Origin of the sequence: Microbacterium sp. UBA7513, from assembly GCF_002478345.1 — a bacterium.
Lineage (GTDB): Bacteria > Actinomycetota > Actinomycetes > Actinomycetales > Microbacteriaceae > Microbacterium.
The window spans coordinates 60295-80618 of the sequence record NZ_DLNJ01000019.1 but is presented as its reverse complement, the minus strand read 5'-3'; the positions used below and the strand labels follow the sequence as shown (position 1 = coordinate 80618).

At 70.2% G+C, this 20324-nt stretch carries 15 protein-coding genes; 7 read left to right on the top strand and 8 right to left on the bottom strand.

What is annotated here, in order from left to right; genetic code table 11:
- The first annotated feature begins 78 nt into the window (after positions 1–78).
- Positions 79–1011, top strand: a complete 933-nt coding sequence (locus B2W79_RS10345) for an HAD family hydrolase (RefSeq protein ID WP_292789303.1) — start codon at positions 79–81, stop codon at positions 1009–1011.
- A gap of 15 nt (positions 1012–1026) precedes the next feature.
- On the opposite strand, the gene B2W79_RS10340 is transcribed toward B2W79_RS10345, so the two are convergent.
- The 5 genes from B2W79_RS10340 to B2W79_RS10320 all read right to left on the bottom strand — a co-directional run bounded on the left by B2W79_RS10340 (position 1027) and on the right by B2W79_RS10320 (position 6506).
- Complete coding sequence (locus B2W79_RS10340; RefSeq protein ID WP_396654718.1) at positions 1027–1911, bottom strand: formylglycine-generating enzyme family protein; 885 nt, start codon at positions 1909–1911, stop codon at positions 1027–1029.
- Between the two features lie 43 nt (positions 1912–1954).
- Positions 1955–4288, bottom strand: a complete 2334-nt coding sequence (locus B2W79_RS10335) for an arylsulfatase (protein ID WP_292789297.1) — start codon at positions 4286–4288, stop codon at positions 1955–1957.
- Positions 4289–4368: 80 nt separating this feature from the next.
- Positions 4369–5691, bottom strand: a complete 1323-nt coding sequence (locus B2W79_RS10330) for a hypothetical protein (protein WP_292789294.1) — start codon at positions 5689–5691, stop codon at positions 4369–4371.
- Positions 5692–5719: 28 nt separating this feature from the next.
- A complete protein-coding gene (locus B2W79_RS10325) occupies positions 5720–6070 on the bottom strand; it encodes an SHOCT domain-containing protein (protein WP_071328342.1) in 351 nt (116 codons plus the stop codon).
- Position 6071: 1 nt separating this feature from the next.
- Positions 6072–6506 (bottom strand): DUF6325 family protein, encoded by a 435-nt coding sequence (locus B2W79_RS10320; RefSeq protein ID WP_071328735.1) that lies wholly within the window; start codon positions 6504–6506, stop codon positions 6072–6074.
- 153 nt (positions 6507–6659) lie between these two features.
- Here B2W79_RS10320 and B2W79_RS10315 point away from each other — a divergent pair, with 153 nt between their 5' ends.
- The gene (locus B2W79_RS10315) at positions 6660–7076 is read left to right on the top strand and encodes a DUF6325 family protein (protein ID WP_292789289.1); all 417 of its coding nucleotides are present in this window, start codon (positions 6660–6662) and stop codon (positions 7074–7076) included.
- A 13-nt stretch (positions 7077–7089) separates the two neighbouring features.
- Here B2W79_RS10315 and B2W79_RS10310 read toward each other — a convergent pair whose 3' ends face one another.
- Positions 7090–9543 carry a LuxR C-terminal-related transcriptional regulator gene (locus B2W79_RS10310; RefSeq protein ID WP_292789286.1) on the bottom strand — a complete coding sequence of 818 codons (2454 nt, stop codon included), beginning with the start codon at positions 9541–9543 and terminating at the stop codon, positions 7090–7092.
- Between the two features lie 181 nt (positions 9544–9724).
- Here B2W79_RS10310 and B2W79_RS10305 point away from each other — a divergent pair, with 181 nt between their 5' ends.
- The 5 genes from B2W79_RS10305 (at position 9725) to B2W79_RS10285 (ending at position 16564) form a co-directional block, all read left to right on the top strand.
- Entirely contained in the window at positions 9725–10861 is a 1137-nt protein-coding gene (locus tag B2W79_RS10305) for an AI-2E family transporter (RefSeq protein ID WP_292789284.1), read from the top strand.
- 122 nt (positions 10862–10983) lie between these two features.
- Positions 10984–12663: a SulP family inorganic anion transporter gene (locus tag B2W79_RS10300; protein ID WP_292789281.1), complete on the top strand. Its 1680-nt coding sequence runs from the start codon at positions 10984–10986 to the stop codon at positions 12661–12663.
- On the top strand, positions 12664–13335 hold the full coding sequence (locus B2W79_RS10295; protein ID WP_071328338.1) for a GAP family protein: 672 nt from the start codon (positions 12664–12666) through the stop codon (positions 13333–13335).
- Positions 13336–13379: 44 nt separating this feature from the next.
- Entirely contained in the window at positions 13380–14096 is a 717-nt protein-coding gene (locus tag B2W79_RS10290; RefSeq protein WP_292789279.1) for a GAP family protein, read from the top strand.
- Positions 14097–14215: 119 nt separating this feature from the next.
- Positions 14216–16564, top strand: a complete 2349-nt coding sequence (locus B2W79_RS10285; RefSeq protein ID WP_292789276.1) for an arylsulfatase — start codon at positions 14216–14218, stop codon at positions 16562–16564.
- Between the two features lie 22 nt (positions 16565–16586).
- Here the strand turns inward: B2W79_RS10285 and B2W79_RS10280 are convergent, their stop codons facing one another.
- Together B2W79_RS10280 and B2W79_RS10275 are read right to left on the bottom strand one after the other, a co-directional pair.
- Entirely contained in the window at positions 16587–19118 is a 2532-nt protein-coding gene (locus B2W79_RS10280; RefSeq protein WP_292789273.1) for a LuxR C-terminal-related transcriptional regulator, read from the bottom strand.
- Positions 19119–19250: 132 nt separating this feature from the next.
- The gene (locus tag B2W79_RS10275; RefSeq protein ID WP_071328335.1) at positions 19251–20231 is read right to left on the bottom strand and encodes an FUSC family protein; all 981 of its coding nucleotides are present in this window, start codon (positions 20229–20231) and stop codon (positions 19251–19253) included.
- Between the last annotated feature and the right edge of the window lie 93 nt (positions 20232–20324).

Here is a 20324-nt window from a genome sequence, read left to right as displayed (position 1 = left end):
CCCGGGCCGCAGCGGGACTCGTCCGCTCCGGGTGAGGGACGCTCGGCATCCGTCGCCGGGCCTGTGAAGATCGCGGTCATGGACTCCTCACCTCTGGCTTCCTGGCGGGACACCGGCACGCGGCGCACGATCGAGGCGTTCGTCGCCGCCGTGACGGAGGGCACCGACGCCGTCCCCGTCGACGAACGCATCGCGGTGTTCGACAACGACGGCACTCTCTGGTCGGAGAAGCCCATGCCCACCCAGCTGCATTACGTGGTGGAGCGCTGGCGCGAAGAGGCGACCCGCGACCCGTCCCTGGCCGACCGGCAGCCCTACCGAGCAGCGGTCACCGGTGACCTCGCCTGGCTCGGCACCGCGATCGACAAGCACTACGCCGGCGACGACTCCGACCTCGGAGTCATCATCCAGGCGCTCCTGGGACTGACCGACGGCGTGAGCGTGGAGGACTACGCCCGCTCCGTGGCGGAGTTCTACCGCACGGCCCAGCACCCGCTCCTGGGCCGCCCCTACGCCCAATCGGTGTACCGCCCGATGGTCGAACTGCTGCGGTACCTCGAGAGCCACGGCTTCACGTGCTACATCGTGTCGGGCGGCGAGCGCGATTTCATGCGGCCGATGACCCAGGCGAACTACGGCATCCCTCCCGAGCGGGTGATCGGCTCGGCGCTCGGACTCTCCTACGACGAGAAGGATGCCAGCATCCGCTACTCCTCGGCCCTGGCGTTCTTCGACGACGGACCGGAGAAGCCGGTGCGGATCTGGAGTCGGATCGGCCGGCGCCCGCTGCTGGCGGCCGGCAACTCCAACGGCGACATGCCGATGCTCGACTTCGCGCACGGCGGCCCGCGGCCCGGGCTCGCACTGCTGATCCATCACGACGATGCCGGCCGCGACGACACCCCCTACGACACGGGAGCCGAGCGGGCCCTGGACGCCGCAGCCGACCGGGGCTACACCGTGGTCAGCGTGAAGGACGACTGGGCGTCCGTGTTCCCCGACTCCGTCTGAGGCGGAGAACACCGGTCAGAGAGCGCAGCGGAAGCCGATGTGGGTCATGGCGGTGTCCTCCGCCTGGGCCGACCGCGCCGCGGGGCGATAGCGGAGGCAGTATTCGGGGGCGCAGAGGTGCGAGCCGCCTTTGAGCACGCGGCGAGGGATGGGTGACCCGGGCTCGGACGACAACAGGCTCGCGCGCTGACCGGCGTCGACACCCGCCGCACCCGGCGGCACGTGGCGATGCGTCCAGTAGTCGTCCGTCCACTCCCAGACGTTGCCGATCATGTCGTGCAGGCCGTAGCCGTTCGCGGGGAACGAGGCGACCGGAGCGGTGCCGATCCACCCGTCTGCGCCGTCGTTCCGGTAGGGGAAGGCACCCTGCCAGGTGTCGGCCATGAGGGTGCCGTCCGGCTTCGTCTCCTGACCCCAGGCGAAGCGGGCACCGACGAGCCCACCGCGCGCCGCCCATTCCCACTCCGCCTCGGTGGCCAGGCGCTTACCCGCCCATGCGGCGTAGGCGGCGGCATCGGGATACGCGACCTGCACGACCGGATGGTCGAGGCGGTCGTCGATCGACGACCCCTGCCCGAACGGGTGGCGCCAGGACGCCCCCGGCTCCCACCGCCACCACTGCCGCCAGTCGCGCAGGTCCACGGGGCCGGTGGTCGGTGTGAAAACCATGGCGCCGGGGACGAGGTCGTCCGGATGCACGCCGGGATAGTCGGCGGGGTCCATCGGCCGCTCGGCGATCGTGACGTACCCGGTGTCCTCGACGAACGCGGCGTACTGGCGGTTCGTCACGGGATGCTGATCCAGCGTGAACGCCTCCACGCGCCGCTCGTGGACTGGTCCTTCCTCCGGGTAGAACTCGTCCGACCCCATGAGAAGCGTTCCGCCGGGGATCTCGATCATCGCCGTCATGACCTCATGCTAGGCCTCGGCCCCCTCCGTTCGATCACTCCCGCGACAGCATCGCCGCCGCCTCGAGTTCCATATCGAGATACTGCTCTGTGCTCACGTCCACCGCCACGCCCAGCAGCTTGCCGCCGGTGAACGGGAACGGGTTGCGGTACTGGGCGCTCACCGGGTCGGCGCTGTCCCACCCCACGCAGAGACCGTCGCCGCACAGCGTGAACTTCCCGACCTGCGCCCGCATCGGACCCGACGCCACGGCGCGATCATCGACGTACAGCGTGGCCGTGCCGACGGACTCGCCGTGCTCCCCCGCTCCCTCGCGGACGAACTCCACGCCGAGGGTGTGCGGGCCCGGGGTGAGTTCGTCGGAGGAGAACGACTGCTCCGGTGGGATGCCGAGGAAGTTGTACACGTAGACGAGTCTGTTGTCCTTGAGGAACAGCGAGTGCCCGCCGAAGCGAGAGCCGTGGGCGAACAGCACGCCCTCCGCCCCCTCGTCGAGGATCACGTCGGCGATGATCTTGTAGGAGCGCCCGCGGATGTTCACCGCGACGCTCTCCGGCACCGCCGCGGTGCCGGGGAAGTACACGTACCGTTCCCGGGGCTCTTCCGCCTGAGGCCTGGGGACCGTGAGGATCTCGCGGGCCGACCGGTCGTCGAGCGGAAGCGCGAAGTTCGCCTCCGCCTCCGCGAACCACGCGGCGATGAGCTCCTGCAGCTTCTCCGGGTGGGTCGCGGCCAGGTCGTCCGACTCGGAGCGGTCCTCCGCCACGTGGTACAGCTCCCAGACGTCATCATCGAAGTGACCCTTGCCGCTCAGCGGCGCGTGCACGGCGGCGGCCTTCCAGCCGTCCTTCCAGATGCCCCTCGTCCCGAGCATGGAGTAGTACTGGACCGTCTTCGTCGTCGGCCCGTCCGGCGCGGCGTCGAAGGAAGATCGCATCGAGACGCCGTCGAGCGGTCGCTGCGGCACCCCACGGAACGACTTCGGCATCTCGATGCCGATCACGTCGAGCACCGTCGCGACGACGTCCACCGAGTGGTGGTACTGGTGGCGCAGCTCCCCCTTCGCGGCGATGCCCTTCGGCCAGTGCACGACCATCGGGTCGCAGGTGCCGCCGGAGTACTGGGAGTACCGCTTGAACATCTGGAAGGGGGTGGAGAACGCCGCCGCCCACCCCGTCGGGTAGTGGTTGTAGGTGTCGGCGGACCCGAGCGTGTCGATCATCGCGAGGTTCTCGGCGAGGTCGTCGGGATAGCCGTTGAAGAACTTGTTCTCGTTCACCGAGCCGTCCGGCGACCCCTCCCCGGAGGCGCCGTTGTCGGCGCAGTAGAAGATGATCGTGTTCTCCAGCTGCCCCGTCTCCTCCAGATAGTCCACGATCCGCCCGACCTGTGCGTCCGTGTACTCGGAGAAACCGGCGAAGACCTCGGCCATCCGGGCGAAGAGCCTCCGCTCGTCGTCGTTCAGCTCCGACCACGGACGCACGTGGTCGGCGGGGTTCGCGGCGTCCTCCGGCAGCGGGTTGAACGGCGTCATCCGCGTGCCCTCCGGCAGCACGCCCTTCTCGATCATCCGGGCGAGCACCCAGTCGCGGTAGGCATCGTAGCCGTCGTCGAACGCGCCCTTGTACTTGTCGATGTATTCCTGCGGAGCGTGGTGCGGCGCGTGGTTCGCCCCCGGGCAGAACCACATGTACCAAGGCTTCGAGGGATTCGACGCCTGCTGGTTCCTGATCATCGCGAGCGCCTGATCGGCGAGGTCCTTGGACAGGTGGTACCCCTCCTCCGGGCCGTACGGCTGCTCGATGAAGTGATTGTCCTCCACGAGGTCCGGGTACCAGTTGTTCGTCTCGCCGCCGAGGAATCCGTAGAAGCGGTCGAACCCGAGCTGCAGCGGCCACATCGAGCGGCTGCCGCCCGGAGCGATGTCCTCCTCCGGGACGTTGTGGTTCTTGCCGAGCCAGAACGTGCTGTACCCGTTCTCCTGCAGCACCTGTCCGATCGTCGCGCACTCCGCGGGAAGCCGTCCCGCGAAGCCGGGAAAGCCGTTCGTGCCCTCCATGATGACGCCGGCGCGGTTGACGTGATGATTTCGTCCCGTGAGCATGGTGGACCGCGTCGGGGAGCACAGCGCCGTGGTGTGCCACTGCGTGTAGGTGAGGCCGCCAGCGGCGAGACGGTCCATGGTCGGCATCGAGATCCGGCCGCCGTACGGCGACCAGGAGGCGAGCCCGGTGTCGTCGTAGAGCACCACGAGGACGTTCGGAGCGCCCTCGGGCGCCTTCCGCAGCTCGTACGGCGACCAGTCGGGACGGGAGTCGCGGACGTCCAGCCTGATCTCGCCCGCGAAGTCCGCATTGAATTCCGGCATCATCTCTCCTTCGCTCTGGGCGCGGCCGCGCGCGCCTCGATCCGAGTCTCCGGACCCGGCCTACATCCCGACAGGGGTCTTCACCCGGGCAGGGTGACCTCGGCGTCGGCGGCGTCCTCGACGACCGTGGCGGGCCCTGGGCGCCGCAGCAGCTCGACGAGGATCGTCAGCACGAGCACGCCGAGCGCCACGCCGAGGACGGCTCCGAAGGTGACCGGACGCGTCGCCAGAAGGATCAGGACCCCGATCGCCATCCCCGCGATGAGGATCGCACCGCGATAGCGGTCGACCGCCCGCCCGAACCGCCCGGTCGAGATCCCGCGCGCCTCAGCCGCGTCGCGCAGCGCCCCGAACCCGCTCTCCGTGACGCGCCGCACCGTGAGGGCGCTGCGGCTCGACCCGGCGAGCCAGGCCCAGAGCGCGATGAGCACCCCGACCAGAGCGAGCGCGACGATCGTGGAGCCGAGGAGCGCGGTGAGCTGATCGAAGAGCGATTCGGCCGCCGCGGCCGTCATGATCGACGGGCTGACGGCGCTGACGAAGAACCCGCGCCCGACGCCCATCCCGGCGGCGAGGAGGAAGAAGACGACGGCGAAACCCGCACTCGTCCAGAACAGCGCCCGCGGCCGGTTCACCGCGAGCAGCACGCCGAGGACGACGAGGCCGAGGACCACCCAGGGCAGCCAGAACCCCGCCGTCACTGCGATCTGGTAGACCGTGCGGACCAGCACCAGCGCGTCGGCCTGCACCACGGGGATGGTGCGATCGATCACCGGGATGAGGTCGGCCACCCCGGCCCCGCGCTCCGCCAGAGCCTCCTTGACCCTTTCGACGACCGCGCCCACGTCCACCGAGAGCACGCCGTCGTCGCTGAGTTCCAGCGCGGTGCCGGGCTCGTCCTGCAGGATCGCGACGGCGCGCTCGTGCGTGAAGCGCAACGTCTCCGCCCAGATGTCGGCGAACTGCTGCGACGAGACCACATCGTGCACGACGCCGTCGATCAGGGACGACAACCCCGACGCGGCCGGGGCTTCCAGCAACCCGAGGGCGGCTGTGGCACGCGGCGGGAGGTCGAGGGCACGCAGGCCGTCGAAGAGCTCGCCGACCACCGCATCCAGGTCGACCTGCTCGTCGATCGCCGCCGTCACCTGGTCGGCGACGAAGTCCTGCACGTCCGGGTCCTCGGCCAGCGGAGCGAAGGTCGCGACGAACCGGTCCGCATCCACGAGCTGCAGTCGGGCCCACGTCCCCATCGCCGCGATCGGCGCCAGGAGCACGGCGACGACGAGCACGATCCCGGCGATGATGCTCCGGGCCGAGATCCGGCGTCGAGGGCGTCGGAGCGCCTCGTTCTCCAGCTCCAGCGCGCGCAGTCGTTCCCGCAGGTCTTCGATCTCGCTCATCGGCGTCTGGTCTCGATCGTCGCGACGCTCAGCTCAGCAGCTTCTGCTTCGCGGCGGTGAACTCCTCCTGAGTCAGCACGCCGGAGGCCTTCAGCGATCCGAGCTCCTGAAGCCGGGCGATCAGGTCGTCGGCCGGTGCGGGAGGCGCGGCCGGCGGGCTCGGCGGCGGCGCATACTGCGCAGCCGCGTTCCGAGCCGCGTCGTCCAGCTGGGCCTGTTGCTGGGCGGCCTCGTACTGCTGCTGCTCGTACTCGCTCTGCGCACGGCGCTCCTGATGCCGCATCGCGGCTCCCTGCACCGCGGTCGCCGTCCCCGCGACCACCGCGGTCCGCGCGGCGAGACCGATGAGCCCCGGCCGACCGAATCTCCGCAAGGGCATGTCAATCACCTTCCTGTTCGAGGATGTCCATCACCGCGTTGACGACGGGAGCCGGAACGCGCTCGCTGCGCAGCACCTGGCCTCCCGCCTCGGCCACAGCCTGGGCGAGGGTCCGGGCGAAGAGGAGCTCCAGGACCACGACCGCCGCCGACCGCCCCGGTGGCACGACCTCGGCCAAGGCGCGGACGTCGTCCTCGCTCGCAAGTCCGGACACGATCGGCTCGAGGCCGTCGAGGGTCAGGGGCTCCTCAGCCTCTTCCCGTTCGAGGATCTCGAGCTCCCCGTCCGCCGTCCGCGTCACCAGCACGAAGTCCAGCACGCGCACCACGCCCGTCGACACCAGGTCGGTCAGCGCCCCGAACGTGGACGGATCCGGTCGATCACCGTCGAAGCCCACGAGATAGAACTCGACGGGTCCGAATCGGAACTCCTTCATGTCGTCACCCTTCATCCGCGGTCCAGAATGGCACCGCCATCGTCGCCCGCTCGCCGAATCCTCACCCGCTCCGGGTGAGGATTCGGGACTCCCTCTCCGCGCGGCTGTCACCATCGGAGGACGGAGCGAATCGAGGTGGCCATGAGGAGCCGGGTGCTGGGAGACGTGGCGTTCGTCGTGGTCGAGCTCCGCAACGCACACCCGGGACCACCCGTCCTCGAACCGCTGCTGCGTCAGGTCGAGGACGGCACGCTGCGCGTGCTCGACTTCCTCGTCGTGCGCCACGACGCCGCCGAGGGGCACCGCATCACGGAGGTCGACGGAGACGACTTCTCGCTCGCCGGTCTGCCCCTCTACGCGCCGGGCCTGATCTCCCTCGACGACGTCGGATACTTCCTCCCCTGGGTGCCGCAGGGGGCGGTCGCTGCGGTGATCCTGGTAGAACAGCGCTGGGACGTGCGCTTCGTCCGCGAGGTCGAGGACGGCGGCGATCGTATCCTGGCGACGCAGGCGATCCCCTCCGCGATCGCGAACGCCGCCCTGGTGGCGACGCTCGGTGCACAGGCCTGACATCCCTCCGGACTCAGACCATGGCGTGCACGGCCTCCCGGCGGGATGAGACCCCGAGCTTCCGGTAGATCGCACGTTGGTGCGTCTTCACCGTATTGACCGAGACGCGCAGCTCCTGGGCGATCTCCGGCAGTGTCCGTGCGGTCTGCATCTGATGGAAGACGTCGCGCTCTCGCTCCGACAGCCGGTCCGTCACTGACCCCACGGCGTCGACGGCGAGGCACTTCTCGATGAACTCCTCGAATTGCGTGCCGTGATGCACCTGGGCCTGGAGCAGGCGCCGTACCGCGACCTCCCGCGGGCCGAAGAGCACGACGAGGTTCTCCTGCGAGGCCAGGGCGAGCGCGGCCTCGCACAGGTCATGAGCTTGCTCGTGGTGTCCGGTCCCGCGCCGCAGCACCGCCGCGGTGATGAGCGTGGCGGCCTTGACGTACGACAGCTCGGAGGCGCCCCGCAACGATCGGAGCATCTCCAGCGCCGCCGCATGCTCCTCGGCGCGACGCAGGATGCCGGACAGGGCCACTCCCACGAGCGGGAGGTCGGTGCCGCCCGCGTACTTCTTCGCGATGCGCAGCGCGCGCTCCCTCCGCCCCACCGCCTCCTCGAGCAGCGCCACCGACGATTCGCGGAACGCCGGCCACGCCACCCCCTGCACGACGTCGATGGGGAGCTCCTGCACACCGATGGCGGCCCGACGACAGATCGCGGGGTCTCCCGTGAGCGCGGCGGCATAGGCGCCCATCATGCGCGCATGGCCGGCGAGATCCCGCCCGGAACCCGCCTCCTCGCGTGCCGCCTCGAAGATCCGCACCGCCTCCTCCGCCTCGCCGGACCAGTAGGCGACCCATCCGGCGGCGGCCTCGGCGCTTCCGCTCGCGAAGGTGTTCCGTGGGAGAACGGAGTCTCCGAGGCTCTCCTCCTCGGCCAGGACGGTCGCAGCCTCCGAGAGCCGACCCGAGGCGGCGAGGCCATACGCCAGGTGACCGAGCGCGCGGGAGGTGAGGTCGCGGTCTCCCGCTTCCCGCGCCTCCCGCGCCGCGGCGGAGAAGTACTCGATCGCGAGATCCGGCGCCTCCCGATTGCGCAGCGCTGTCCATCCGAGCAGATGGTTGAGGGCCACCCGGCCGCCGTACATCCGGTCGTCCTCGGCCTGGAGGAGCGCGCGGATCTCGGGACCAGACACGGCCGTCTCGGCGGAGGACTCCGCCAGCAGCAGGCGGACGATGACCAAGACGGCCGGGTCGCCCGTGCCCGGCGTCCGATCGAGGAGCGCCTCGGCTCGGCGACACAGCTCTCGGGCGACGCGATGGTCTCCGAGGATATCGCTGGCACCGGCCCGCACGAGGAGGAGCTGTGGATCATCCGGCGTGTCCCGCAGGAGGGAGATCGCCGTCCGCTCGACGTCCCCCGCCGACGCGCCGACCACGAGCCCCAGCCAGTGGCGGAGCAGGATGGCCCTGGCACCGACGGGGTCCCCGGCGCGGCGCGCATGCGTCACGGCGGCGATCGGGTCCGTACCCTCCAGGGCGCGGGCGGCGCGGCGGTGCGCGGCGGCATACCTGTCGGCATCCGTCCGCGCGAGGTCGGCACACCGACGGGCGAACGCCGGATGCCACCGATAGATCGGGCCGGTCGGGCCGTCGAAACGGTCGAGGAACAGGCCGAGTCGGACGCAGCTCTCGAGGAGCTCGGCGGCGTCCTCCCTCGCCGTCACCACCGCTGCGGTCTCCGGGGTCAGCTCCGCGCAGACGGTGCCGTCGAGCACGAAGTCGGCGAGTCCCGGCGGCAGCGCAGCCAGCACGTGCTCGCGGACGTACTCGCTGAGGAAGGAGGATGCCGTCGACCCGGCGGTGGACGGCAGGGCACCGCCCACGAGCACGAGCCGGACCGCGATGGGCCACCCGCCGGTCTCCTCTCGGACCGCGGTCGCGTCGAGTCCGCCGGGGAGGGACAGCATCAGACGGCGGATCTCCTCGGTGGAGAACCGGAGCACGTCGACGCCGACGAACGATCCGGGGTGCATGAGGCGGTGTCGGGACAGGGTGACCTCGATCAGCGTCGTGCCGACGAGGACGAGACGGAGACCGTCCGGAGGCTGGTCGGCGAGCAGGCCGAGCAGCCCCTCGCGCCAGCCCTCGCCCGCGCGGTGCGCATCGTCGACGATGAGGTGCACCGGATGCTCGGCATCCTGCAGCGCCGCGCAGATCTGCCGGTAGGCGCGGACCGGGTCCTCGACGTCACGGGGCACGGCGAATGTGCGGCCCGCGCGGTCGGCGGCGAGGGCCAGCGCATTCATGACCCCGGACGTCAGCAGCGCGGGATCGTCGTCCGAGGCGCTCAGCGTGAGCCAGGCGACGTCGTCGCGCGTCGCGGCCCAGGCCGTGGCGGCCGTCGTCTTGCCGTAACCGCTCGGTGCGCTGAGGACCGTCACCCCGTCGGCGGCCACCGCCGCCGTGATCGCTGACATCACGCGTTCCCGCGGGAGGACGCCGATGGGCGGGGCGGGTGGCCGGAAACGCATCGTCGGTCCCGGCCTCGTGGAACGTACGGGAGGCGACATGGCAACACGAAACCACGGGTCCGCGCCCCCTTCCAGGGGGTGAGCCCGCAATCACCCGGATGAAAGTGCCGGGGGCTACGCTGGCGGCGTGACCCCGCTCTCGACTCCTCCCGGCCCCGCGACAGACCGCGCGATCTCCCCTGCTCTGCGGACCCTGCTGATCCTGGCGGCGAGCGCGATCGTCCTCGCGGGCGTCTCGCTGGCGCGTGAGGTCTTCGGCCCCCTGGCCCTCGCGATCGTCATCGTCGTGATCTGCGAGCCGATCCGTCGGCCCTTCCAGCGCCCTGGCCGACCCGCCTGGATCGGGACGACGGCCGTGATCGTCCTCGCCTACGTGATCCTGCTGGCGATGGCGGCGCTGCTGTGGCTTGCCGGCACCCAGTTCGCCCGACTCGTCGGCGACCTGGCGTCCCAGGACGGCCTCGTGCGCGCCGCCGATCAGGTCGTCGCCTGGCTGCAGTCCCTCGGGCTGGATCAGGAGGCGGCGGATGCGGCCGCCTCGATCCTCGATCCCGAGACCCTGCTCGGTGTGGCGGGGAGCCTGGGCAGCGCGGTGCTCGGCGTCGCCACCGCCCTGTTCTTCGTCTGCGCCTACATCATCTTCCTCGCAGCAGACGCAGCCCGATACCGGACCGCGCCGGCGCTCTTCGGCACGACGCACGGCCCGGTCCTGCGGCGCATCGCCCATCTGCAGACGGGGGTTCGCCGGTACTACGTCGTCAACGCCGCCTTCGGCGCCGTCGTGGCGATCATCGACGGCCTCGCGCTGTGGTGGATGGGCGTCCCCGCCCCGGTGGTCTGGGCGATCCTCGCCTTCGTGACGAACTTCATCCCGAACATCGGCTTCGTGCTCGGTCTCATCCCGCCCGCGATCCTCGCCTTCGTGGTGGGCGGCTGGCCGTTGCTCCTCGGCGTCATCGCCGTGTACTGCGTGGTGAACGTCGTGCTCCAGGTGCTCGTCCAACCCAAGTTCGTCAGCGACGCGGTCGACCTGAGCCTCACGTTGAGCTTCTTCTCCGTGATCTTCTGGACCTTCGTGATCGGGCCGCTCGGCGCCATCCTGTCGATCCCGCTGACCCTCCTCGTACGCGCGCTCGTCCTGGAGGGCGACCCGGGATCGACCTGGGTGCGCTGGGTCAGCGGCGACCGCACCGCTCTCCCCGAGCCGTCGGCGACGCCGACGGCGCCCGCGGCGCCGACTCGACGCCGTTTCCGCCGACGCTGACGCCGCGCGCCGCCGGCACCGCACCGCGAAATCACCAGGGCGAGGTTGCCCGCCGCTCTGGTCGTCGCCGTCCGACGATGCCATCGTGAAGCCGGACACCACCGGCGACGAAGGGAGAGCGCATGCCGCGTCCGCTCGCGGGCCTGACCCGACGCAACCTCGTCACCGAGCTGACCGCGGGAGTCACCCTCCTGGCGATCGCCATCCCGCTCAACATCGGCTACGCCCAGATCGCCGGGCTCCCCGCGACCGCCGGGCTGTACGCACTGATCGTCCCGACCGTCGTCTACGCGCTCGTGGTGTCGTCGCGTCAGCTGGTCGCCTCTCCTGACGCCGCGGCAGCCGCCCTGGTGGCCTCCTCGATCGGCGGCCTGGCCGTCGCGGGAAGTGCCGACTACGCCACCCTCGCCCTCGCCCAGGCCATCCTCTGCGGAGGGATGTTCCTGCTGCTCGCCGTCTTCAAGCTCGGCTTCCTGGCGAACTTCCTGTCCACGCCGATCCTCGTCGGCTTCGTGGGCGGACTGGCGCTGGACATCATGGTGAGCCAGATCGCGAAGATGCTCGGGGTGAAGATCGACTCCGGCGCGGAGTTCGTCGACAAGGTCGTCGCACTGGTCACCGGACTCCCCTCGCTCAACGGCTGGTCCGTGCTCCTCGCCGCCTGCTCCGTCGTGGTTCTGCTCGTCGGGCAGCGCTACCTCCGGTCGGTGCCCTGGGCACTGATCGTCCTCGTCGCGACGACCGTCGTGGTCGTCCTCACCGGCCTCGACGGACGGGGCGTGGACGTGCTCGGCGAGGTCCCCGCCGGCCCTCCCGCGCTCACCTGGCCGATCATCGACTGGTCGCTGTGGCTCGCGCTCGTCCCCTCCGCAATCGCCCTGACTCTCGTCACCACGGCGGAGGGCCTGCTCGTCTCGCGCTCCTACGCCGAGAAGCACCGCTACCCGTTCCATGCCAACCGGGATCTGCTGGCGTTCGGCGTCGCGAACGTCGCCGCCGGCGCGCAGGGCAGCTTCGCCGTCGGGTCCTCGACCTCACGCACCGCGGCGATGGATCAGGCGGGCTCGCGCACGCAGCTCCCCGCCCTCGTGCTCGCCGTCGGGACGCTCCTGCTGCTGCTCTTCGGCACCGCGCTGCTCGCCGACATCCCCTCGCCGGCGATCGGGGCCATCGTCGGCGTCGCGATCATCCCGCTCCTCGGCATCCGCGACTTCGTCCGGTTGTGGCGCCTGGACCGGTTCGAGTTCGTCATCGGCGCGGTCTGCTTCCTCGTGACCCTGTTCGTCGGCTCGATCGCAGGAATCGTCGTGGCCTTCGTGCTGGCCCTCATCAACCTCGCCCAACGCGCCTCCCACCCCGCCATCGATGTGCTGGAGGCCTCGGGCGACCCCGGCGAGTCCCTCCTGGAGGACGCTCCTGCGGGCACGACCACGGCACCGGGGGTCATCGTCGTCCGGCTCGCGGCTCCACTGTTCTTCGCGAACGGCGCCGTGTTCTCCGCAGCCGTCAAGGAGGCCGTCCGCGCCGCCGGCCCGTCCGCCGTCCACCACGTCGTCATCGACATGGAAGCCGTCACCGACGTCGACGTCACCGGGGCCCAGGCGTTCCAGGCGCTGCGGGAGTGGCTCGACGCCCAGTCGATCCCGCTGGCCTTCAGTCGCGTCCGCCCGAACACGCTCCGCCGCCTCCGCGCGCTGGGCCTGCTCGACCGGGAGCCCGTGTACGCGACCAACCGCGCCGCGATCACCGACCTCGCTCCGACCGATGCCGCTTCGCCGGCTCCGAACAGGAAGGGCAGCTGAATGGGTGCCGTCATCGGGGAGATCCTCCCCCTCGCCGTGGGCGTCGCGATCAGCCCTGTGCCGATCATCGCCGCCATCCTCATGCTCCTGTCCCCGAAGGCACGGGTCACGAGCGTCGGCTTCTTGCTCGGCTGGATTGCGGGCATCGTCCTGGCGGTCAGCGTCTTCACCCTGTTGTCGGCGGTCCTCCCCGAAGAGGATCCCGATGCCTCTCGTCCGATCCGCGGGGTCATCCAGCTCATCCTCGGAATCCTGCTGCTGGTGCTGGCGGTCGGTCAGTGGCGCAAGCGCCCGAAAGCGGGGCAGCCGGCGGCCCTGCCGTCGTGGATGAAAGCGATCGACACGATGTCCTTCGGCACGGCGCTCGGCCTCGGACTCCTCCTCTCCGCCGTGAATCCGAAGAACCTCCTCCTGGCGGCCGGAGCCGGGATCGACATCGGCAGCGCGTCGCTCGACGGGGGTTCCACGATCCTCGTGATCGCCGTCTTCACGCTGATCGGGGCCTCGACCGTGCTCGTGCCCGTCATCGGCTATCTCGTCGCCGCCGCACGGCTGCGCGCCCCGCTCGATGCGCTGCGGGGATGGCTCGCCGCCGAGAATGCGGTCATCATGGCCGTGCTGCTGCTCGTGATCGGCGTGTCCTTGATCGGCAAGGGCATCGGCAGCTTCTGAGCGCGCCGCGCGATCGCAGGTGACCGGCGAGGGGGAAGAGCATCATGGGAGAGCTCGTCGTCGCGCTGCTTCCCGTGCTCCTCGGTGTGGTGCTCAGCCCCCTGGCCATCATGGCCCTCGTGGCGGTTCTGGTGTCCCGGCACCCCCGTACGAACGGCATCGCGTATCTGGTCGGCTGGCTCCTGGGACTGGGCGGGCTGCTGGCTGTCTTCCTCTGGGTGTTCCGAAGCACCGCCGTCCACGAGCAGTATGAGCCTCCGCTCTGGGTTCCGCTCGTCCGCCTGGTGCTGGGGCTCTTCCTCACCGGCGCCGCGGTCTGGGTGTATCGAAAGGGGAGGGCCCGGATCGCGGCGATGGCCGGTGCCTCCTCCCCCCGGGAGGTCGTGGCCGCATCGCCTCAGCTCCCGGGATGGCTGCACTCGGTGGAGACCTTCCGCCCGGGGCGCACGTTCCTGCTCGGTCTCGCCCTGTTCGTCCTCAATCCGGTGGATGCCTCCTGTGCGGTCATCGCCGCGCTCGACATCTCCCTCGCCGATATCACCCCTGCCGCGACCGTCGGCGTGACGGTCCTGTTCGCCGTACTGGGCACTCTGCCCATCGCCGCCCCCGTGCTGTTCGTCGTCGCGCGCGGGGTCGGTGCACGACCGGCGCTGGAGCGCCTGCGCAGCTGGGTCGCCGGCAACACACATGTCCTCAACGCCGCGATGCTGCTCGTGATCGGCGTCTTGCAGCTGGACAAGGCCCTCACCGCCCTCGTCTGATCGGCGTGCCCTCTCCGGCGGAGATCACCCGGATGAACGCGGCCCTGAGCCCGTGACCCGGACCTGACCCGGCAGTACTGTGCGGGAAAGGCGGTTCGGCAGAGATGAAGGAGATGGACATGGCCCGTGACTTCCAGGGCAAGATCGAACTCGACGTCCGCGACTCGGAGGCCGACTGGGAGGCCTTCCTCCCGGCGAAGGCACCCCAGGGGGCCCCCAACGTCCTGGTGGTCCTCTACGACGACACCGGGCAGGCGGCCTGGTCGCCATACGGCGGGCGGATCAACATGCCCACCATGGACCGTCTTGCGCGGAACGGCCTGACGTACGCGCAGTGGCACACGACTGCTCTCTGCTCGCCGACCCGCTCCACGTTCCTCACCGGACGCAACCACCACTCCAACGGGTTCGCGACGATCTCGGAGTCCTCCACCGGTTTCCCGGGGTACAACTCACATATCCCGGCCCACAACGTGCCGATGGCGCACCTCCTCCGAGACGCCGGATGGTCGACGTTCTGGGTCGGGAAGAACCACAACGTGCCCATCGACGATTGGACGGCCGGGTCGAGCAAGAAGAACTGGCCGCTGGCGCAGGGATACGACCGGTTCTACGGATTCATCGGCGGAGAGACCAACAACTGGTATCCCTCCCTCGCCGAGGACAACCACTACATCGATCAGCCCTACTCGCCGGAAGAGGGGTACCACCTCTCCAAGGATCTCGCCGATCAGGCCCTGAAGATGATCCGCGACAGCAAGCAGACGGAGCCGGACAAGCCCTGGTACCTGTGGTTCTGCCCCGGCGCCAACCATGCTCCGCACCACGCGCCACAGGAGTACATCGACAAGTACAAGGGCGCGTTCGACGACGGCTACGAGGCGTATCGAGAGTGGGTGCTCGCGCGGATGATCGAGAAGGGCATCGTGCCGGCGGACACCGAGCTCACGCCTCTGAACCCGATGGCGGAGGGCACGTACTCGGCGGGCGACCACGTGCGCCCGTGGGCCGAGCTGAACGAAGAGGAGAAGGCCATGTTCTGCCGGATGGCAGAGGTGTACGCCGGCTTCTCGGAGTACACGGACGCCCAGGTGGGGCGGATCATCGACTATCTGGAGGAGTCGGGGCAACTCGACAACACGATCATCTTCTACTGCGCCGACAACGGCGCTTCCGGCGAAGGCAGTCCGAACGGCTCGGTCAACGAGGGCAAGATCTTCGGTGGCTACCCCGACTCGCTCGAGGAGAACCTCCGTCTCGTCGACAAGCTGGGTAGCCCCGACACCTACAACCACTACCCGACCGGATGGGCAGCCGCGTTCTCGACCCCGTACCGCATGTTCAAGCGGTACGTCTATCAGGGCGGCGTGTGCGATCCGCTGGTGATCCATTGGCCTGCCGGGATCTCGGCGCGCGGCGAGGTGCGCTCGCAATATCACCACTCCACGGACATCGTCGCCACGATCCTCGATGTGTGCGGACTGAGCCTGCCCGAGACCTACAACGGGGTGCCGCAACGTCCGCTCGACGGCGTGTCGATGCGGTACAGCTTCGATGCGGCCTCGGACGGTCCGACGCAGAAGGAGACGCAGTACTACGAGATGTTCGGCAACCGCGGCATCTGGCACCGGGGATGGAAGGCGGTCACCGAGCACGGTCCCGTCAGCGGCAAGGGTGACTACGAGAACGACCGGTGGCAACTCTTCCACACCGACGTCGATCGCGCAGAGGCCCACGACCTCGCCGCGGAGCACCCCGAGAAGGTGGCCGAACTCACCCGTCTATGGATGGAGGAGGCGAAACGGAACGATGTCCTCCCCCTGAACGATCTGGCGATCCTGACGAATCCCGAGGACTTCGACCTGTTCATCAACCACATGGAGTTCCACCAGCCCGCCCCGCCATCCGGGCAGTACACCTATTACCCGGGCACGACCGAGATCCCGGAGCGCTCCTCAGCCAATGTGCACGGTGTGTCCTACAAGGTCGCTGCGGACGTCGACCTGACACCCGCCAGCCAGGGGGTGATCTTCGCGCAGGGTTCACGCTTCGGTGGTCACTCCCTCTACATCAAGGACGGTCGCCTCACGTACTGCTACAACTTCCTCGGCGTGCCCCCGCTGTACCTGATCTCCGCGCCGATCGCCCTGACCGGCCGCCACGTGCTGGGCGTCGAGTTCACCAAGCAGAGCATGGGAGAGCACCGGGAGGGCCTCGGTCCGCTGGCGTTGTACATCGACGATCAGAAGGTCGCCGAGGAGCAGATCCGCACAGTGCTCGGACACTTCTCGCTCTCCGGTGAAGGACTGTGCATCGGCTACGACAGTGCGGACGCCGTCTCGCCCGAGTATCAGGGACAGCGATTCGAGTTCCGCGACGGGGAGATCAAGAAGGTCGTGTTCGACGTCGCCGACGACGCCTACCTCGACCTGGAGGCGCACCTGGCGGCGGCCATGGCCCGCGACTGACGACCGGCGGCCGTCCAGGCCCTCAGAGCAATCCGAGGGCCTGGGCGGCCGCTGTCACGCCATCGCGATCCGAGACCCCGAGCTTGCGGTAGATGTTGCGCACATGCGTCTTCACCGTGTTCGGGGAGATGTACTCCTGCTGGGCGATCTGGCGGAGCGTGGCATTGCGACTCAAGGCGCTCAGCACGATGCGCTCACGCTGCGTCAGCTCCTCCTCCACGAGCACACCGGCGGCGGCGAGCCGCTCCCGCACCCGATCCGCGAAGTGCGTGCGGGCTCCGGCCGTCGCGCGGGCCGCGAGCAGGCGGGCGACGACGGGGCCCGCCTCGGCGACCCGGCGCACATGCTCCTCCGGCTCCGCAAGGGCGAGGGCGGTGGCGAGCGCGAACTGCGCCCGGTCCGGCTCCCCGTCGTGCACGTCGAGCTCCGCCTCCACCAGCCAGGCGTCGATCAGCGAGGCCGGGAGCAGGCACGGGACGGCACCTTCCAGCACCGGCGCCAGCGCGCCGCGGGCGATGCCATCGCGCCGGTCGTGCACAGCGGCGATAGCCCGGAGCACGAGCACGTCTCCCGTGTCCCCCAGCGCATCCTCGATGTCGGCGATGAACCGGTCTCGGAGCGTCGGCTCCCCCAGCCGATCGAAGGCGTGCACCGCGAAGGGCCCCATCATGGCGTACCAGTGCGGCGGAAGCGGCAGATCGTCACGGGGAGTAAGGGTGGCGAGGAGCCGCACGGCCGCGTCGTGGGGATCGGCGCCCTGCTCTGCACCGAGCAGCGCGCGCAGCCCTTGCAGGCCCCGCGCGATCGCGGTCTCCCCGCCCTCGGCGATCACCCGCGCCGAGTACTCCAGGGTCTCAGGCCCCTCCAGGATCTGCATGCCCTCGTAGGGGCCCCAGAAACGCCACACCCTGGTCACCTCGAAGAACGGGCTGTCCGGCTCACCGAGCTCGTGCCAGCGGCGTTCCAAGGCGGCTCCCGCCTCGATCGCGTCACGGAGCCGGCCGCGGAACAGCACGCTGGTGGCGAGGACCGCCTCCGCCTGCAGTTCCGCCGCGCGGGCGCCGATCGCTCGAGCGAGGTCACCGGCACGGCGCGCTGTCGCCTCCGCCTGGTCGAGTCGTCCCACATAGAGCTTCGCCGTCGCGGCCTCCAGAATGGCGTAGGTGTCGAGCTGCTCCTCTCCGCTGAGGTCGTGGAGATCGGCTCCAGCGCCGTCGAGAGCCTCGGCGATACCGCCCCGCCGCAGCGCCGCGTGCACGTCGATCCCGCGGCGCCAGCGACGGTCGGCGTCGGACTCTCCCGCGCCCACGGGCGGCACGATCACGGCGGCCGACGGATCTCCGCAGGACAGCTCCGCTGCGGCGACGAGCATCCGGACGGTGGGCACGGCGCGCAGGGCGGTCGGCAGCTCCGCCATCACTCGCCGCACCGTATCCGCCCGGCCGTCCAGCACGAGCTGCATCCCGCAGCGCCGCAGGACGCCGGCCGTGCAGGCCGTCTCCCCGCCGCGGACGGCGTGCTGCAACGCGAGGAGGTGCTGCCCATGCTGCGCGAACCACTCCGCGGCACGCCGGTGGAGCCGCTCCTCGCGGTCGGCACCGCCTTCCCGCAGCCGGCTGAGAAGGAACTCCCGCAGCAGCGGCGGATAGTGGTAGCGGGACGGATCCTCGGCGTCCGGACCCGCGACCACATTGAGGCGGAGCAGTCGGTCGATCGTGGCGGTGATGGAGTCGGCCCCGGAGAGCACGGCGGCGAGCTCGGGGGTGAAGCGGTCCACGACCGCGGTCGTCTCGAGGAAGGAGCGCAGCTCGCCATCGAGGTCGGCGAGCACCTCCTCGACGAAGTAGTCCGCCACCTCGGGGGCGTCCCCGCGCAGCGTGGGCCCGAGGACGGTCTGCGCCCCGGCGGCGTCGAGCATCATGAGCTGCAGCCCGGTCGCCCAGCCCTCGGTACGGGCGAGCACGGTGCTGACCTCGCCCTGAGAGAGCCGGAGACCTCGCGCGCCGAAGAAGGCGCGGACCTCGGCCGGGGTGAAGGCGAGCGCACGGGCATCGAGTTCGAGGGCCACGCCGGCGATGCGGCGTCGTGCCAGGGGGATCGCCCGCGTCCCGCGCCCGGAGAGCACCACGTGCACGGTGCCGGGAGCGCTCTGCACGAACGTCGAGAGCAGTTGGGCGGTGTGCTCGTCTTCGACTCGGTGGACGTCGTCGATGACGAGGACGATCCGGTTCCTCGCCTCGCGGAGAGCTCTGGCGAGCGCACGCGCCGTCGTCGCGGAGCGCACGGCGGGCACAGCCGCGAGCGCGTCCTGGAGTCCGGGATCGTCGATTCTCTCGAGGGCGCCGCGCAGGAGCGGCAGGTCCGCCTCGCCGCGCTCCAGGGACACCCACACGAGGTGGATGCGGGGATCGGCACGCAGACGCTGCGCCCACTGCGACAGCAGCCGGGTCTTGCCGGATCCTGCCGGCGCGCTCACGAGCGTGAGCGTCCACGGCCCGTCCATCGCGGCAGTCAACCGCGAGAGCAGGCGCTCTCGACGGACCTCGCCCTTCATCGGAGCGGGTTCAGAGCTCTCGCTCGTTCCCGCCGTTCTTGCACTGTGCAGCACTCGAAACCCCCCGATTTCGACCTTGCTCCCCCTGGCGGGCAGTCTATTGCACAGTGGGAGCGGTCCCGCAAGAGGTGCTCACTCGGAGACGTCCGCCCGCGACGGCCGTCGCATCGCGAGAAGCGTCGGCACGAGGACGCCGAAGAACAGGGCGAGAGCCACTCCCAGCAGCGTCTCGAGGGTCCGTTCCAGGAACCGCGACGTCGGCGATTCGTCCGACGTCGACAGCAGCAGGGTGAGCACGAGAAAGGTCGTGAAGGCCGGCGCGACGTACCACCGGCTCTCCTGGACTGCGCCGAGACACCCCACCACGACACCGATTGCGAGCCCGATCGCCACCCCGCTCGGAGACAACAGGGCGAACCCCGCCGCGACCAGCGCCCCGACGAGCACCGACGCCGCCCGACCGACGCTGCGGAGGACGAGCTGGCCTCGCACCGGACGCATCACCAGCAGCACGGCGCCGGTCGCCCAGCCGACGTGCTCGACCCCGGTCGCGAAGCCGATGGCCGCCGCCGTCGCGGCGGCGGCACCCAGCAGGAACCCGTACATCAGCAAGGCGCGCCCCTTCGGCATCGATGCCGCAGCCCGCACGCCCGCCTCGTGTTCCGGCCAGAGCAGGGCGATGAGCCACGCGTACACCGAGCCGGCGACGATCGCGCCGGCCAGGAGGACGGTCGTCGTCGACAGTGGGAAGCTCAGACCGATCCCGACCATGGGCAGGACCAGGGTCAGGGCCAGCTGACCGGCGCGCTCCCGCGCGGCGAGCATGCTGGCGAGGACCGCCAGCACAGCCACGGCGAGCACGGCGAGGACCGGCACGAGCGCGAGCGTGGCACCGAGAAGGAGTCCCAGCGCGACCAGCGTCCCGAGCACGGGGATCGCCGAGCGCGCTCGTCGCCGTGCAGGAAGCCCGACGACAGCCGCCGGCAGGACCCCGATGCTCAGAGCCAGCGCGACAGCGGGATCGAACGGCGCGACCGCCATCGCGGGCACCGCGTAGAGCACGCCGAGACCGAACCGCGACCATCGCCACGTCACCCCGGCGCGTGCCGCCATGCCCGCCTCGCTCTCCGGTTCCGGCTGCGGTCGGGCATCGTCTCCCCTGTCTCGATCGCCCCGTGGTTCTTCCGTGCCGTCAGCCTAGGCAGG

Excerpts from the sequence above, each read along its gene's own strand:
- B2W79_RS10290 (WP_292789279.1), top strand. The coding sequence starts at position 13,380 with ATGGGAGAGCTCGTCGTCGCGCTGCTTCCCGTGCTCCTCGGTGTGGTG.
- B2W79_RS10325 (WP_071328342.1), bottom strand. The coding sequence starts at position 6,070 with ATGCCCTTGCGGAGATTCGGTCGGCCGGGGCTCATCGGTCTCGCCGCG.
- B2W79_RS10345 (WP_292789303.1), top strand. The coding sequence starts at position 79 with ATGGACTCCTCACCTCTGGCTTCCTGGCGGGACACCGGCACGCGGCGC.
- B2W79_RS10320 (WP_071328735.1), bottom strand. The coding sequence starts at position 6,506 with ATGAAGGAGTTCCGATTCGGACCCGTCGAGTTCTATCTCGTGGGCTTC.
- B2W79_RS10340 (WP_396654718.1), bottom strand. The coding sequence starts at position 1,911 with ATGATCGAGATCCCCGGCGGAACGCTTCTCATGGGGTCGGACGAGTTC.
- B2W79_RS10300 (WP_292789281.1), top strand. The coding sequence starts at position 10,984 with ATGCCGCGTCCGCTCGCGGGCCTGACCCGACGCAACCTCGTCACCGAG.
- B2W79_RS10285 (WP_292789276.1), top strand. The coding sequence starts at position 14,216 with ATGGCCCGTGACTTCCAGGGCAAGATCGAACTCGACGTCCGCGACTCG.
- B2W79_RS10280 (WP_292789273.1), bottom strand. The coding sequence starts at position 19,118 with ATGAAGGGCGAGGTCCGTCGAGAGCGCCTGCTCTCGCGGTTGACTGCC.
- B2W79_RS10330 (WP_292789294.1), bottom strand. The coding sequence starts at position 5,691 with ATGAGCGAGATCGAAGACCTGCGGGAACGACTGCGCGCGCTGGAGCTG.
- B2W79_RS10310 (WP_292789286.1), bottom strand. The coding sequence starts at position 9,543 with ATGTCAGCGATCACGGCGGCGGTGGCCGCCGACGGGGTGACGGTCCTC.
- B2W79_RS10335 (WP_292789297.1), bottom strand. The coding sequence starts at position 4,288 with ATGCCGGAATTCAATGCGGACTTCGCGGGCGAGATCAGGCTGGACGTC.
- B2W79_RS10275 (WP_071328335.1), bottom strand. The coding sequence starts at position 20,231 with ATGGCGGCACGCGCCGGGGTGACGTGGCGATGGTCGCGGTTCGGTCTC.
- B2W79_RS10295 (WP_071328338.1), top strand. The coding sequence starts at position 12,664 with ATGGGTGCCGTCATCGGGGAGATCCTCCCCCTCGCCGTGGGCGTCGCG.